The organism is Pseudomonas oplopanacis, from assembly GCF_057128725.1.
In genome coordinates this window covers 100,548-114,393 of the sequence record NZ_JBSKHV010000011.1, presented here as the reverse complement: position 1 = coordinate 114,393, position 13,846 = coordinate 100,548, and the positions used below count along the sequence as shown (strand labels likewise).

The window sequence follows — 13,846 nt, the reverse complement described above, 5'->3', positions numbered from 1 at the left end:
GAGTTCCTACCTCAGCTTCAGGGTGGCAAGGCCGACCAGTACGAGTATCACGGTGATGATCCAGAAACGGACGATCACGCGTGGCTCAGGCCAGCCCTTGAGTTCAAAGTGGTGGTGAATCGGTGCCATGCGGAACACGCGGCGACCGGTCATCTTGAAAGAAGCCACCTGGATGACCACCGACAGGGTCTCCATCACGAACACGCCGCCCATGATGAACAGGACGATTTCCTGACGGACGATCACCGCGATAGTGCCCAGTGCCGCGCCGAGCGCCAGTGCGCCGACGTCGCCCATGAACACCTGGGCCGGATAGGTGTTGAACCAGAGGAAGCCGAGGCCCGCACCGATCAGCGCGCCGCAGAACACGATCAGTTCACCCGCGCCCGGTACATAAGGAATCAGCAGGTATTCAGCGAATTTCACGTTACCCGACAGGTAGCAGAAGATCCCCAGACCGCCGCCGACCATCACGGTCGGCATGATTGCCAGGCCATCAAGGCCGTCAGTCAGGTTGACCGCGTTGCTCGAGCCGACGATCACGAAGTAGGTCAGGACGATAAAGCCTGCACCCAGCGGAATGCTGTAATCCTTGAGCATCGGCAGGATCAGGGTGGTTTCCACCGGGGTGGCGGCGGTCATATAAAGGAAGATCGCAGCGCCCAGGCCGAACACCGACTGCCAGAAGTACTTCCAGCGACTCGGCAAGCCACGGGAGTTCTTCTCGATCACTTTGCGATAATCGTCGACCCAGCCAATGGCACCGAACAGCAAAGTTACCAGCAGCACCGTCCAGACATAACGGTTGCTCAGGTCAGCCCAGAGCAAGGTGCTGACGCCGATGGACGACAGAATCAGCGCGCCGCCCATGGTCGGTGTACCCGACTTGGACAAGTGCGACTGTGGACCGTCGTTGCGAACGGATTGACCGATCTGACGGTTCTGCAAAGTGCGGATCATCCACGGGCCATAGCACAGCGACAGGACCAGCGCGGTCAGCACACCGAGAATCCCGCGCAGGGTCAGGTACTGAAAGACCGCGAAGCCTTTGTAGAACTGTTGCAGATACTCCGCTAGCAGCAGCAGCATTAATGTTTCTCCAGACTGGACCCGCACAAAGCGGCGACGATGTTTTCCATCGCAGCGCTGCGCGAGCCCTTGATCAAAATGGTGGTGTTGGTGTCTTGCTCGGCGCCCAGGGCCTTGATCAGTTCAGCCTGAGTGCTGAAGTGAAAGGCCTGTGGACCGAAAGCGTTGACGGCGTGAGCCATCATCGGTCCGACGGCATACAGCGCGGATACTTTGCCGCGGGCGTATTCACCCACATCGCGGTGCCCCTGCTCCGCCCAATCGCCCAACTCGCCGATATCCCCGAGCACCAGGACGGTGCGGCCGGAAAAGCCGGCGAGTATATCAACGGCGGCGCACATGGAGGTCGGGTTTGCGTTGTACGTGTCATCAATCACGCGCATGCCGTTGGTGGCCAATTGCGCGACGGTGCGGCCCTTGACCGGTTGCACGGCGCCCAGGCCCGTGGCAATGCCGAACAGCGACACGCCCAAGGCATGCGCGGCAGCGGCAGCGGCCATGGCGTTGGCGACGTTATGCGTGCCGAGCAGGTTCAGTTGAACCCGCTCAACACCTTCAGGCGTGTGCAGGTTGAACGCCGGGCAACCGCGAGCGTCGCGGTCCAGGTCGCTGGCGTAGAAATCGGCGCTGAGGTTGCTCAGGGCGAACGTCAGCACTTTGCGACCGGCCGCGCGGGTCTTCCAGATTTCAAAAGCCTTGTCGTCGAGATTAAGAACGGCGATGCCATCGGCCTCGAGCCCTTCGATAATTTCGCCTTTGGCTTCAACGATTTTTTCCGGCCCGCCAAACTCGCCCACGTGCGCAGTCCCTGCGTTGTTGAGGATGGCCACGTGGGGTTTGGTCATGCCCACGGTGTAGGCAATTTCGCCCAGGCGCGAAGCACCGAGTTCGATCACGGCGGCGGTGTGTTCCGGCGCGAGTTCGAGCAAGGTCAGCGGCACGCCGAGGTCGTTGTTCAGGTTGCCACGGGTCGCCAGCACCGGACCGCGCGTGCGCAGGATGCTCGCGAGCATTTCCTTGACCGTGGTCTTGCCGCTGGAACCGGTGATGGCTGCGACCGGGTGGGTGAACGCCGCACGGTTCAGCGCGCCCAGTTGCCCGAGCGCCTGACGGGTGTCATTGACCAGCAGTTGTGGCAACGCGCTGTCGGCGACTTCACGCTCGACCAGTGCGGCTACGGCGCCATTGTTGGCCACGTCGTTCAGGTAGTCATGACCGTCGAAACGCGGGCCGGTCAGGGCAATAAACAGCTGGCCGGGCTTGATCGCACGGCTGTCGATGCTGACGCCATCGAACGTGGCATCGGCAACGAGCAGTTGGCCATTCAATGCGCCGGTCAGTTCGCTCAGTTTCAAGGCTTTAAGCATGAGCCACCTCCCATGCGGTCAGGGCATGATCGGCCTCGACCAGATCGGAGAAGTCGTGACGCTCGCCGTTGATTTCCTGATAGTCCTCGTGACCTTTGCCGGCCAGGACAATCACGTCATCCGCCGAAGCACCAGCGATCAACTGGGCAATCGCCTGGCCACGGCCGGCCACGAACGTCACTTTATCCACAGCCGTGAAGCCGGCGCGGATGTCATCGAAGATCACTGACGGGTCTTCGGTGCGCGGGTTGTCATCGGTGACCAGTACGCCGTCGGCCAGACGCTCGACCACTTCGGCCATCAGCGGACGCTTGCCGCGATCACGATCACCGCCGCAGCCGAACAGGCACAGCAAGCGACCCTTGGCGTGTGGACGCAGGGCCATCAATACTTTTTCCAGCGCATCCGGGGTGTGGGCGTAATCGACCACCACCAGCGGCTGAGTACCGCCACCGAGGCGCTGCATACGACCGGCCGGGCCTTCGAGCTTCGGCAGGACGTTGAGGATTTCGTCCAGCGCATAATCCAGACCGAGCAACGCGCCGACTGCGGCCAGCACGTTGCTCAGGTTGAAGCGACCGAGCAAGGTGCTGCGCAAATGGTGCTCGCCCTGCGGCGTCACCAATGTGGCGCGCACGCCTTCGTCGTCGAATTGCGCTTCCCGGCAAAACAGGTAGGCGCTGCTGTCTTCGAGGCTGTAGGTGATCAAACGCGACTCACGCTTTTCGGCGGCCAGTTGCCGGCCAAAGTCGTCGTCGAGATTCACCACCCGGCACTTCAAATCGTTCCAGGCAAACAGCTTGGCCTTGGCTTCGCCGTAGGCCTGCATGGTGCCGTGGTAATCAAGGTGATCGCGGGACAGGTTGGTCATCACCGCCACATCAAACGCCAGCGCTGTGACGCGGCCCTGATCCAGGCCATGGGACGAGACTTCCATGGCGACCGCTTTGGCGCCGGCCTTTTTCAGGTCGGCCAGGGTCGCTTGCACGGCGATTGGATTCGGCGTGGTGTGCAGGCCGCTTTCCAGCGCGCCGTAGAAACCGGAGCCCAACGTGCCGACGATGCCGCAGTGTTGGCCAAGCAGATCAAGCGCCTGGGCAACCAATTGGGTCACGCTGGTTTTGCCGTTGGTGCCGGTCACGCCCACCAGGTTCAAGTGACGGCTCGGGTCGCCATAAAAGCGCCCGGCGATGTCCGACAGCTGTGCGGCCAGGCCTTTGACCGGAATCATCGGCACGTCGGTGATCGGCAATACGGTCGAGCCTTCGACTTCATACGCCACAGCGGCAGCGCCGCGTTGCAGCGCGTCGGCGATGTGGGCACGACCGTCGAAACGCCCGCCAGGGACAGCGAGAAACAAGTCGCCAGCGCGCACGTTGCGGCTGTCGAGAGCCAATTCGCGGATCAACAGATCGCGGCCAGCGTGGGCGAAAATTTTATTCAGACTTAGAGACATCAGCCGCGCCCTCCATTGGCTTTCAGCGGAACAACGGGGGTGGCGTTCGCGGTTTGCGTCGGCGGCAGGTTGTCCGGCGTGATGTTCATCAGGCGCAGCGTCCCGGACATCACTTTGCTGAACACCGGCGCCGAGACCAGACCACCGAAGTAACCGGCCTTGGTCGGTTCATCGATCACCACGACGATGGCGTAACGCGGATCGCTCATCGGGCCGAAGCCGGCGAACAGCGAGCGGTAAGAGTTCTCGGCGTAGCCCTTGGTGCCCACCGACGTTTTACGTGCAGTACCCGACTTGCCGGCCACGTGGTACGCCGGCACCTGTGCACGGAACACACCGCGCGGCGCTTCGATTACCTGGGTCAGCATGCCTTGCATGGTTTTTGCGACGGCTTCCGGCAGCACTTGCGTGGTCTGCGGCGGCGTGTCGGTTTTGATCAGGGTCAGCGGTGCGAGGCGACCGTTGTTGGCCAGCGCCGAGAAGGCGTGTACCAACTGGATCGCGGTCACGGAAATACCGTAGCCGTAGGACAGCGTGGCGGTTTCTGCCTTGCGCCATTCGCGGTAGTTCGGCAGGTTGCCGACGCGTTCGCCCGGGAAGCCGAGGCCGGTGTCCTGGCCGAGACCGACTTTTTGCGCCAGACGGAAAATGGTTTCGCCGCCGATATCGAACGCGACCTTACTCATGCCGACGTTACTGGAATTGATCAGAATCCCGGTCAGGTCGAGCACCGGGCCTTCGGTCTTCGATACGTCCTTGATGGTGTATTTGCCGATCTGCAAGGAGCCTGGGTACACCTCGACGGTATCGCTCGGTTTCCAGCGGCCGGTTTCAATCGCGGCGCTCATCGAGATCGCCTTCATGGTCGAACCTGGTTCGAACACGTCGATCATCGCGCGGTTACGCATCATCGCCGGTTGCAAGTTGCGACGGTTGTTGGGGTTGTAAGTCGGCTGGTTGACCATGGCGAGGATCTCGCCGGTCTTCACGTCCATGATCACCAGGCTGCCGGCCTTCGCGCCGTTCTCGATGATCGCGTTACGCAGTTCGCGGTTGGCCAGGTATTGCAGGCGCAGGTCAATGGACAACGCCAAGGGCTTGCCGGCCTTGGCGTTTTTGGTGACCTGGACATCCTTGATCAGCCTTCCGCGCCGGTCCTTGATGACCTGACGCTTGCCGGCGACCCCGGCGAGCCATTCGTCATAAGCCAGTTCGACACCTTCACGACCGTGGTCATCGATGTCGGTAAATCCGACCATGTGCGCGGTCACTTCACCGGCCGGGTAGAAACGCCGAAACTCTTCAATGCCGTAGACGCCCGGCACTTTCAGGTCGAGCACCGACTGGCCCTGCTCGGGGGTCAGCCCGCGCACCAGGTAAATGAATTCTTTGTTGGCCTGGGCTTCGAGACGTTCAGCCAGGGCTTTCGGGTCCTGACCCAGCGCCGCCGCCAGTGCCGGCCACTTTTCCTTGGCCGTTTGCATTTCCTTGGCGTTGGCCCACAGCGTGGTGACCGGCGTACTCACGGCCAAAGGCTCGCCGTTACGGTCGGTGATCAGACCACGGTGAGCCGGGATAGGAATATGACGAACACTGCGCGCATCGCCCTGACCTTTAAGGAAGGCACGGTCGATGACTTGCAGGTCGATGATGCGCCAGGAAATCGCCGCGACCATGATGCCGAGCAACCCCAGTACCACGCGGAAACGCCATGGGAACATTGCCCCTTCGAGTTTCATCATGGCGTCACCATCTGCACTTCAGCGGCGCCAGGAATGCGCATCTTCAGCTGTTCGGTGGCCAGCACTTCGATACGGCTGTGGGCGGTCCAGGTACTTTGCTCGAGAATCAGGCGGCCCCACTCGGCCTGCGCCTTGTCGCGCACGCTCAACTCGTTGTACAGCGAGTTCAACAGTTGACGGTTCCAGTGGGCGCTGTACGACACGCCGATCGCCGAAACGAGCACGGCCACAAACAGCAGCAGCATGAAAAAGCTGCCGCCGGGCAGTGGCTTGGCGAAAAGCTTGCTCACCGCAGCTTCTCCGCCACGCGCATGACGGCGCTACGGGAACGTGGGTTGGCTTTGAGTTCGGCCTCGGAGGCGGACTGCGCTTTGCCATGGATCTTGATGATCGGTTCGAAGGCGACGTGACGTACCGGCAAGTTGCGCGGCAGATTGTCGGCTTCACCTTTAACCAGTTTGCGCATGAACAGTTTGACGATGCGGTCTTCCAGCGAGTGGAAGCTGATAACGACCAGGCGGCCGCCGACTTCCAGGCATTCCAAAGCCGCTTCGAGGCCGGCTTCCAGATCGCCCAATTCGTTGTTGACGTGAATGCGCAGGCCCTGGAACGCACGGGTCGCCGGGTTCTTGCCCTTTTCCCATGCCGGATTGGCGACTTTCAGGACTTCGGCCAGGTCGGCGGTGCGTTCGAACGGCTTGATGTCGCGGCGCTCGGCCACGGCACGGGCCATACGACCGGAGAAACGTTCTTCGCCGTACTCTTTGAACACACGAGCGATTTCTTCCACCGGCGCGGTGTTGACGAACTCGGCAGCGCTGATCCCGCGGGACGGGTCCATGCGCATGTCCAGCGGGCCGTCATTGAGGAAACTGAAGCCACGCTCAGGGTCGTCGAGCTGCGGCGAAGACACGCCGAGGTCGAGCAAAACGCCGCTGACCTTGCCGGCCAGACTGCGGTCGGCGACTTCCGAACCGAGCTCGGCAAAGCTGCGCTGCACAACGACAAAGCGGCCGTCTTCGGCCGCTAGCGTCTGCCCGGTGGCAATGGCTTGAGGATCCTTGTCAAATCCGAGCAACCGGCCATCAGGACCCAGCTGACTCAAGATCAGCCGGCTGTGACCGCCGCGCCCGAACGTACCGTCCAGATAGCAGCCATCAGGACGTACGGCGAGAGCCTCGACGGCTTCGTCAAGCAGTACGGTGATGTGGTTAAAGCCGCTATCAATAGTCACAGGATCAAATCACGCAGTTCATCAGGCATGGCGCCCGGTTGTTGAATAGCAGCCAGGTCAGCGGCAGAAACCGCATCCCAGGCATCCTCGTCCCATAATTGGAACTTGTTCAGTTGGCCTACCAACATCGCGCGCTTATCCAACTTGGCATATTCACGAAGACGCGGTGGAACCAGAAAACGACCACTGCCATCGAGCTCGAGGTCGACGGCATTACCAATCAGTAAGCGTTGCAGGCGGCGGTTCTCTTCGCGAAGCGAAGGCAGTGCGCGCAGTTTGGTTTCAATAATTTCCCACTCATCGAGCGGGTAAACACACAAACATGGATCAACGGCATCGATTGTGACGATTAACTGACCGGAACTACGCGAAACGAGCTCGTCACGGTACCGGCTCGGCATGGCGAGACGGCCCTTTGCATCGAGACTGATAGCGTTAGCTCCGCGAAACACGTCAGCGTTTCTCCAAATTTTAGCGTTTTACGCTCAAAAAACCCACTTCATGCCACTTTCCGCCACTTGCGCACACTATAGGAATGCGGCCACCGCACCGTCAAGGCGCGGATTAAAGGAAAACCCTTACAGAACTGAGATTTAGGAGCACAGAAGGAGGTGTTACGGGAATCTGACGTGTCATTCCACTCAATAACTTGAATCAGCACGGATGGCTGCGCTCGAAAGTTAAAGTAGTTTGTTAAGAGTAAGATTTTTTTGGTATTACGAGAGGGCTTCTGCTGATGATTCTGAACGGAGGGAAACTGCCATCACTGGCGCCCTGTTCAACGATTCAAACAGGGAGGGGAAAAAGGTGGAGAGTCGATCTGTAAGCCGGGTTCTGTCTTGAACAGTCATTCGTCTACGATGGCCATCACTGGACATCTTTAGCAACCTACCCGGTCCCAGCGCGGGCCACGCCTTGGGACCCTATTTGGTCTTGCTCCAAGTGGGGTTTACCTAGCCACGAACTGTTGCCAGACGTGCGGTGCGCTCTTACCGCACCTTTTCACCCTTACCGGCGCCGAAGCGCTTAGGCGGTTATTTTCTGTGGCACTTTCCGTAGGCTCACGCCTCCCAGGCATTACCTGGCACTTCGCCCTATGGAGCCCGGACTTTCCTCCCCCCCCTAATTTTCATAGAGGGCAGCGACTGTCCGATCGACTCTCCGCCGCGAAGGTTAACGGCAGAGCGGCCGAAGAACAAGCGCTAAACGCCTTTCGCCGCTCCTGCACGTCGGGTTTTACTCGCCCTTCTGCTTATCCAGTGCGACCTGATACAGCACATTCTTGCGCTCGCCGGTGATTTGCGCCGCCAAGGCTGCCGCACGCTTGAGCGGCATCTCCTCCAGCAACAGGTCAAGGATGCGCATCGCTTCGCTGCTGACGGCGTCCTCGGTCTCGGGCGCAGCCCAGCCAGCCACCAGCACCACACACTCGCCGCGCTGCTGATTGCTGTCCGACTCGACGAACTCGCGCAACTCGGCCAATGGCAGGCCTTTAAGGGTTTCAAAAGTTTTGGTGATTTCCCGAGCCAGCAACGCCTGGCGCTCCCCACCGAACACCAACTCCATGTCCTGCAGGCATTCCAGGATGCGGTGCGGCGCTTCGTAGAAAATCAGCGTGCGTGGTTCTTCCTTTACCAGCTCGAGACGAGCGCGACGACCGACAGCCTTGGCCGGCAGGAAGCCCTCAAAAATAAACCGGTCGGATGGCAAACCCGCCGCCGACAGCGCGGCGATCAATGCGCAGGCTCCCGGCACCGGCACCACATTGATCCCCGCAGCACGGGCCTGACGCACCAGGTGATAACCGGGATCGGAAATCAGTGGCGTACCGGCATCCGAAATCAACGCCACGTCATCGCCTGCCAACAGACGCGTGATAAAGCGGCTACCTTCATCCCGCTCGTTGTGCTCGTGACAGGCGGCCAACGGTGTCGGGATGCCAAAATGCTGCATCAAACGCTGGGAGTGACGCGTGTCTTCGGCAGCAATCAACGCGACGTCGCGCAGGATCTTCAGTGCACGCGCACTGATGTCGTCCAGGTTGCCGATGGGCGTCGCCACCACATAAAGCGAGCCAGCAGCGGAATTCAAAGCACCTGGAGCAGTCAAAGCGCACACCTCATGATCGGTAAAAGGCGACATTGTAGCGCGTAGTGGCGCTTGCGATACGCCTGGCCCCTGCCGGGTTTCGACGGCATTTGTGCAGTGCTGCAACATTTACACGAGCTAAATTGATCGATTCACGCCAGTAACATCGCGCCCCGGCCAGTGCTTGGGTACAATTCCACGCTAATTTGATCGAGTAACAGGAACATTACATGATCGCTTGCCTGCGGCTGTTCACTGCCCTCTGCCTCGCTGCCTTGCTGGCGGCTTGCGCCAGCTCGCCCTCTTCCAGCCTTGGCGAACTTCCACGGACCCCGGATGCCAGCATCGAGCAATTGCTCGAGCAGGCGAATCAAAGCAAAGATCCGGAAAAAGCCGCCCTGTTGCGCCTGAGCGCAGCAGACGTGGCCTACCGCCAAGGGAATGCCGGCCAGTCCGCGCAAATCCTGCAGTTGGTTCCGGTCGAGCAACTCAAGCCAGGCCCACAAGTCTTCGCCAGCACGCTGGCGGCGGAACTGGCGATGGTGCGCAACCAACCCAAAGCGGCGCTGACTGCCTTGAGCCATCCGAGCCTGCAACACCTGAGTGAATTGCCCGTCGAGCAACAGGTTCGCACCGGCACTGTTCACGCCCGCGCCCTTGAAGCCGATGGCCAGACGCTGGCCGCCGCACGGGAGCGTATTTTCATCGCGCCAATGCTGAGCGGTGAAGCGGCCAGCAAAAACCACGAAGCGATCTGGACCCTGATCGCCTCGCTGCCTACCGAGCAACTGCAACCCACCACCTCCGACGATCTCGGCGGCTGGATGAGCCTGGCGCTGGCGGTGAAATCGGCTGGCACGCTGGAACAACAGCAAGCCGCGATTGATAACTGGCGCGCGCAAAACCCTAAACACCCCGCCGCCGTTCATCTGCCGCAGGCACTGACCAACCTCAAGGAACTGGCCAGCCAGCCCCTGAGCAAGATCGCCCTGCTGCTGCCACAGGATGGTCCGCTGGCCTCGGTCGGCAAAGCGCTGCGTGAAGGCTTCATGGCGGCTCACTACCAGGCGCAACAAGCCGGGCAGAAGCCACCGGCCATCGAGTTTTATGACAGCTCGAAGCTGACGTCGATGGACGAGTTCTATCGCAAGGCCCAGGCCGATGGCGTGCAACTGGTGGTTGGCCCGCTGGAAAAACCGCTAGTCAAACAACTCAGCTCGCGTCCGCAACTGCCCATCACGACGTTGGCGCTGAACTACAGCGAAGGCGAACAAGGCCCGGCTCAACTATTCCAGTTTGGCCTCGCTGCTGAAGACGAAGCCCGCGAAGTGTCCCGCCGTGCTCGTGCCGACGGCCTGCATCGCGCCGCGATCATGGTGCCGAAAGGCGAATGGGGCGATCGTGTACTGCGCGCATTCAGCCAGGACTGGCAAGCCAACGGTGGCACCATCGTCGCCACCGAACGCGTAGACCAACCGGTTCAACTGGCCCAGCAGATTGCTGACATGTTCCAGCTGCGCCAGAGCGAAGGCCGCGCGAAAAGCCTGCAAAGCACCGTTGGCTCGCAGGTAGCAGCGCAGCCTTCGCGTCGTCAGGACATCGAGTTCATCTTCCTGGCCGCGACACCGCAACAGGCCCAGCAGATCAAACCGACCCTGAACTTCCAGTACGCAGGCGATGTGCCGGTTTACGCCACTTCCCACGTGTTCAGCGCAAGTGGCGACGTCAACCAGTACAACGACATGAACGGCATTCGCTTCTGCGAAACCCCATGGTTGCTGGACGCCAATGATCCACTGCGCAAACAAGTGACGGCGCAATGGCCACAAGCCGGCGGCAGCCTCGGTCGCCTGTACGCCATGGGCGTCGATGCCTACCGCCTGGCGCCACGCCTGGGCCAACTCAAGGCCTTGCCGGACAGCCGCATCTCGGGCCAATCGGGTAGCCTGGGCATGACTCAGAACCAACGCGTCGTGCGCCAGTTGCCATGGGCCCAGTTCGTCAACGGTCAGGTTCAACGCCTGCCGGACACCCCGAACTGATGCCTGACAGGTCACGCCGGCAAAGCGGTCAAGATGCCGAGCGCCATGCGCTCGAGCATCTTCAACAACACGGTCTGCGCCTGCTGGCGCAGAACTGGTTGTGTAAACGCGGCGAGCTTGATCTGGTCATGCTTGATGGCGATACAGTAGTATTCGTTGAAGTTCGCTACAGAAAAAACACCCAATGGGGTGGCGCGCTCGATAGCATCGATGAGCGCAAACGGCAGAAACTGATTTTCGCCGCGCAATATTTTCTTCAGCGCGAGTCGCGTTGGGCCAATTCCCCTTGCCGTTTCGACGTGGTTGCCATCGACAGCAACCTTGATCAGTTGAACTGGATTCAGAATGCCTTCGACAGCTGATCGCTTGCGCCCCGAACCGGACACCTACACCCAACACTTTTGCTCTTTGCTTTGCGGGCTGCACATTCATGTGCCGAGTAGCCGCGCTAATTAAGGTCACACAGATGGACATGCAATCCCGAATTCGCCAGCTTTTTCAGGCCAGTATCGACACCAAGCAAATGGCGATGGACGTACTTGCACCGCACATCGAGCAAGCCAGCCAAGTGATGGTCAACGCCCTGCTCAATGAGGGCAAAATGCTTTCCTGCGGCAACGGCGGTTCCGCCGGCGACGCCCAGCACTTTTCGTCGGAGCTGCTCAACCGTTTCGAGCGTGAACGCCCGAGCCTGCCAGCCATCGCGCTGACCACCGACAGCTCGACCATCACCTCGATCGCCAATGACTACAGCTACAACGAAATCTTCTCCAAACAGATCCGCGCCCTCGGCCAGCCAGGCGACGTATTGCTGGCGATTTCCACCAGTGGCAACTCGGCAAACATAATTCAGGCGATCCAGGCCGCACATGATCGCGAAATGATTGTCGTAGCATTGACCGGTCGCGATGGCGGCGGCATGGCGTCGCTGCTTTTGCCCGAGGATGTCGAGATTCGCGTACCGGCCAATGTCACCGCACGTATTCAGGAAGTCCACCTGCTGGCGATCCATTGCCTTTGCGATCTGATCGACAGCCAACTGTTCGGGAGTGAAGAATGACCCCTAATCGCCTAGGCCTGATGGCCTTGACCCTGTGCCTGATCGGCATCAGCGGCTGCACCTCGGTGGTTAACGCCAGCCGTGAAGCGCCGATTGAAGATGACCGTGGCACGCGCACCTTCGGCAGCAAGATCGACGACTCCCTGATCGATACCAAAGTCGGGGTCAACGTGGCCAAGGCCGACCCGGCCCTGGACAAGGATTCGCACATTGTCGTCACCAGCTTCAACGGTGTGGTGCTGCTCGCCGGGCAGACGCCTCGTGAAGACCTCAAGGCCAAGGCCGAGCAGGCCGCTGCCGCTGTGCAACGGGTAAAAACCGTGCACAACGAATTGCAGATCCTGCCGCCCTCCTCGCTGCTGGCTCGCCAGAATGACGCGTGGCTGACCACCAAGATCAAGACCCAGATGCTCGCAGATGCCAACATTCCCGGTTCGCGCATCAAGGTGGTGACCGAGAACGGTATCGTCTACTTGCTGGGCCTGCTGACCAAACAGGAAGCCACTCAGGCAACCAACCTGGTACAAGGCGTTTCCGGCGTGCAGAAGATTGTGAAGCTGTTTGAGTACATCGACTGATACCCAAACCGCAGGCACAAAAAAGGCGATCCATCCGGATCGCCTTTTTTATTACTTCACCACTTTCAAACTGGGTCGCCCGCTGGGACGCGGCGGCTCGCTGTCGGGTGGCGGAATATCATCATCCGGCTCGATCTCTTCCTCGTCTTCCATAGGCGATTCCAGATCGAACACCATGCCCTGACCGTTCTCCCGGGCGTAAATACCCAGGATCGATGCGATAGGCACGTACAGGGTGTGCGGCACGCCACCAAAGCGCCCTTCGAAGCTGACCGCCTCATTGTCCATGTGCAAATGACGCACGGCTTGTGGCGACACGTTCAAGACGATTTGCCCGTCACTGGCAAAACCCTGAGGCACCTGCACCGACGGATATTCCGAATTGACCAGCATGTGCGGGGTGCAATCGTTGTCCACAATCCACTCGTAGAGCGCGCGGACCAGATAAGGTCGACTGGAGTTCATAGCGGCTCCTTAAGCCTTAGCGCATATCGCGTTCGACACCAGACAGACTTGCCTGGAAAGCCTCACGCGCAAACGAGCGCTCCATATAATCAAGCAGCGGCTTGGCAGGCCGCGGCAGTTCAATACCCAAAATCGGCAAGCGCCAGAGTATGGGTAGTAGGCAGCAATCCACCAGACTTTGTTCCTCGCTGAGGAAAAACGGCTTGTCGGCGAACAACGGCGACACGCCCGTCAGGCTCTCGCGTAGCTCTTTACGAGCGACGACGCGGGCTGCTTCCTTGGTCTTCGAATCCAGGATCAGATCCACCAGGCCACACCAGTCGCGCTGAATACGATGAATCAGCAGACGGCTGTTGGCACGCGCCACAGGATAAACCGGCAGTAACGGCGGGTGCGGGTAACGCTCATCCAGATATTCCATCACCACGGTCGACTCCCACAACGCCAGGTCACGATCGACCAGGGTGGGCAGGCTTCCGTAAGGGTTCACCTCAATCAGTTTAGGCGGCTGGCGACCAGCTTCCACGTAAATGATCTCGGCGCTGACACCCTTCTCTGCAAGTACGATACGCACTCGGTGGGAATAGTGGTCGGCGGGGTCGGAGTAACAGGCCAACCGATTGGTCACGCCCATGGCGGTCCTCCTCGCTTGTTGAAATTATCGAAAGCGGAAAAACGAGCGCGCCCAGAGGACGCCTCCCGTAACGCCTGGATCACCCAGACTC

General features: G+C 60.1%; 14 protein-coding genes and 1 other RNA gene. 4 read left to right on the top strand and 11 right to left on the bottom strand.

Annotated features, from left to right (window positions below; translation table 11 throughout):
• Positions 1-6: 6 nt before the first annotated feature.
• The 9 genes from mraY to rsmI all read right to left on the bottom strand — a co-directional run bounded on the left by mraY (position 7) and on the right by rsmI (position 9,030).
• Positions 7-1,089 carry a phospho-N-acetylmuramoyl-pentapeptide-transferase gene (gene mraY, locus ACWKV5_RS21100; RefSeq protein WP_123435073.1) on the bottom strand — a complete coding sequence of 361 codons (1,083 nt, stop codon included), beginning with the start codon at positions 1,087-1,089 and terminating at the stop codon, positions 7-9.
• Positions 1,089-2,456 (bottom strand): UDP-N-acetylmuramoyl-tripeptide--D-alanyl-D-alanine ligase, encoded by a 1,368-nt coding sequence (locus tag ACWKV5_RS21095; protein WP_483842844.1) that lies wholly within the window; start codon positions 2,454-2,456, stop codon positions 1,089-1,091. The genes mraY and ACWKV5_RS21095 overlap by 1 nt, the downstream gene beginning before the upstream one ends.
• Positions 2,449-3,912, bottom strand: coding sequence for a UDP-N-acetylmuramoyl-L-alanyl-D-glutamate--2,6-diaminopimelate ligase (locus tag ACWKV5_RS21090; protein WP_483842843.1), 1,464 nt, complete (start codon positions 3,910-3,912; stop codon positions 2,449-2,451). Before ACWKV5_RS21090 ends, ACWKV5_RS21095 begins: the two co-directional genes overlap by 8 nt.
• A complete protein-coding gene (locus ACWKV5_RS21085) occupies positions 3,912-5,651 on the bottom strand; it encodes a peptidoglycan D,D-transpeptidase FtsI family protein (RefSeq protein WP_193560087.1) in 1,740 nt (579 codons plus the stop codon). The genes ACWKV5_RS21090 and ACWKV5_RS21085 overlap by 1 nt, the downstream gene beginning before the upstream one ends.
• On the bottom strand, positions 5,651-5,944 hold the full coding sequence (gene ftsL / locus ACWKV5_RS21080) for a cell division protein FtsL (RefSeq protein WP_027922684.1): 294 nt from the start codon (positions 5,942-5,944) through the stop codon (positions 5,651-5,653). Before ftsL ends, ACWKV5_RS21085 begins: the two co-directional genes overlap by 1 nt.
• The gene (rsmH, locus tag ACWKV5_RS21075) at positions 5,941-6,888 is read right to left on the bottom strand and encodes a 16S rRNA (cytosine(1402)-N(4))-methyltransferase RsmH (protein WP_483842842.1); all 948 of its coding nucleotides are present in this window, start codon (positions 6,886-6,888) and stop codon (positions 5,941-5,943) included. The genes ftsL and rsmH overlap by 4 nt, the downstream gene beginning before the upstream one ends.
• Positions 6,885-7,340, bottom strand: coding sequence for a division/cell wall cluster transcriptional repressor MraZ (mraZ, locus tag ACWKV5_RS21070; RefSeq protein WP_008147486.1), 456 nt, complete (start codon positions 7,338-7,340; stop codon positions 6,885-6,887). Before mraZ ends, rsmH begins: the two co-directional genes overlap by 4 nt.
• Positions 7,341-7,695: 355 nt before the next feature.
• Positions 7,696-8,049: RNase P RNA component class A (rnpB, locus tag ACWKV5_RS21065), an RNA gene on the bottom strand.
• Positions 8,050-8,124: 75 nt separating this feature from the next.
• Entirely contained in the window at positions 8,125-9,030 is a 906-nt protein-coding gene (gene rsmI, locus ACWKV5_RS21060) for a 16S rRNA (cytidine(1402)-2'-O)-methyltransferase (protein WP_483842841.1), read from the bottom strand.
• Between the two features lie 176 nt (positions 9,031-9,206).
• Between rsmI and ACWKV5_RS21055 the strand changes: the two genes are divergently transcribed.
• The 4 genes from ACWKV5_RS21055 to ACWKV5_RS21040 all read left to right on the top strand — a co-directional run bounded on the left by ACWKV5_RS21055 (position 9,207) and on the right by ACWKV5_RS21040 (position 12,656).
• Positions 9,207-11,018 carry a penicillin-binding protein activator gene (locus ACWKV5_RS21055; RefSeq protein WP_483842840.1) on the top strand — a complete coding sequence of 604 codons (1,812 nt, stop codon included), beginning with the start codon at positions 9,207-9,209 and terminating at the stop codon, positions 11,016-11,018.
• Positions 11,018-11,380 (top strand): YraN family protein, encoded by a 363-nt coding sequence (locus tag ACWKV5_RS21050; protein WP_483842923.1) that lies wholly within the window; start codon positions 11,018-11,020, stop codon positions 11,378-11,380. The genes ACWKV5_RS21055 and ACWKV5_RS21050 overlap by 1 nt, the downstream gene beginning before the upstream one ends.
• A gap of 104 nt (positions 11,381-11,484) precedes the next feature.
• Positions 11,485-12,078, top strand: coding sequence for a phosphoheptose isomerase (locus ACWKV5_RS21045; protein ID WP_008025961.1), 594 nt, complete (start codon positions 11,485-11,487; stop codon positions 12,076-12,078).
• Entirely contained in the window at positions 12,075-12,656 is a 582-nt protein-coding gene (locus tag ACWKV5_RS21040) for a BON domain-containing protein (RefSeq protein WP_123435079.1), read from the top strand. Before ACWKV5_RS21045 ends, ACWKV5_RS21040 begins: the two co-directional genes overlap by 4 nt.
• A 51-nt stretch (positions 12,657-12,707) precedes the next feature.
• Here the strand turns inward: ACWKV5_RS21040 and ACWKV5_RS21035 are convergent, their stop codons facing one another.
• Entirely contained in the window at positions 12,708-13,121 is a 414-nt protein-coding gene (locus ACWKV5_RS21035; protein ID WP_007943725.1) for a ClpXP protease specificity-enhancing factor, read from the bottom strand.
• Between the two features lie 16 nt (positions 13,122-13,137).
• Entirely contained in the window at positions 13,138-13,755 is a 618-nt protein-coding gene (locus ACWKV5_RS21030; RefSeq protein WP_027922678.1) for a glutathione S-transferase N-terminal domain-containing protein, read from the bottom strand.
• Between the last annotated feature and the right edge of the window lie 91 nt (positions 13,756-13,846).

Bases quoted from the DNA above. Each gene is read 5' to 3' on its own strand.
- ACWKV5_RS21095 (WP_483842844.1), bottom strand. From the start codon at position 2,456: ATGCTTAAAGCCTTGAAACTGAGCGAACTGACCGGCGCATTGAATGGC.
- ACWKV5_RS21045 (WP_008025961.1), top strand. From the start codon at position 11,485: ATGGACATGCAATCCCGAATTCGCCAGCTTTTTCAGGCCAGTATCGAC.
- ACWKV5_RS21035 (WP_007943725.1), bottom strand. From the start codon at position 13,121: ATGAACTCCAGTCGACCTTATCTGGTCCGCGCGCTCTACGAGTGGATT.
- ACWKV5_RS21040 (WP_123435079.1), top strand. From the start codon at position 12,075: ATGACCCCTAATCGCCTAGGCCTGATGGCCTTGACCCTGTGCCTGATC.
- rsmI (WP_483842841.1), bottom strand. From the start codon at position 9,030: ATGTCGCCTTTTACCGATCATGAGGTGTGCGCTTTGACTGCTCCAGGT.
- ACWKV5_RS21030 (WP_027922678.1), bottom strand. From the start codon at position 13,755: ATGGGCGTGACCAATCGGTTGGCCTGTTACTCCGACCCCGCCGACCAC.
- ACWKV5_RS21050 (WP_483842923.1), top strand. From the start codon at position 11,018: ATGCCTGACAGGTCACGCCGGCAAAGCGGTCAAGATGCCGAGCGCCAT.
- ACWKV5_RS21085 (WP_193560087.1), bottom strand. From the start codon at position 5,651: ATGAAACTCGAAGGGGCAATGTTCCCATGGCGTTTCCGCGTGGTACTG.
- mraY (WP_123435073.1), bottom strand. From the start codon at position 1,089: ATGCTGCTGCTGCTAGCGGAGTATCTGCAACAGTTCTACAAAGGCTTC.
- ACWKV5_RS21090 (WP_483842843.1), bottom strand. From the start codon at position 3,912: ATGTCTCTAAGTCTGAATAAAATTTTCGCCCACGCTGGCCGCGATCTG.
- ACWKV5_RS21055 (WP_483842840.1), top strand. From the start codon at position 9,207: ATGATCGCTTGCCTGCGGCTGTTCACTGCCCTCTGCCTCGCTGCCTTG.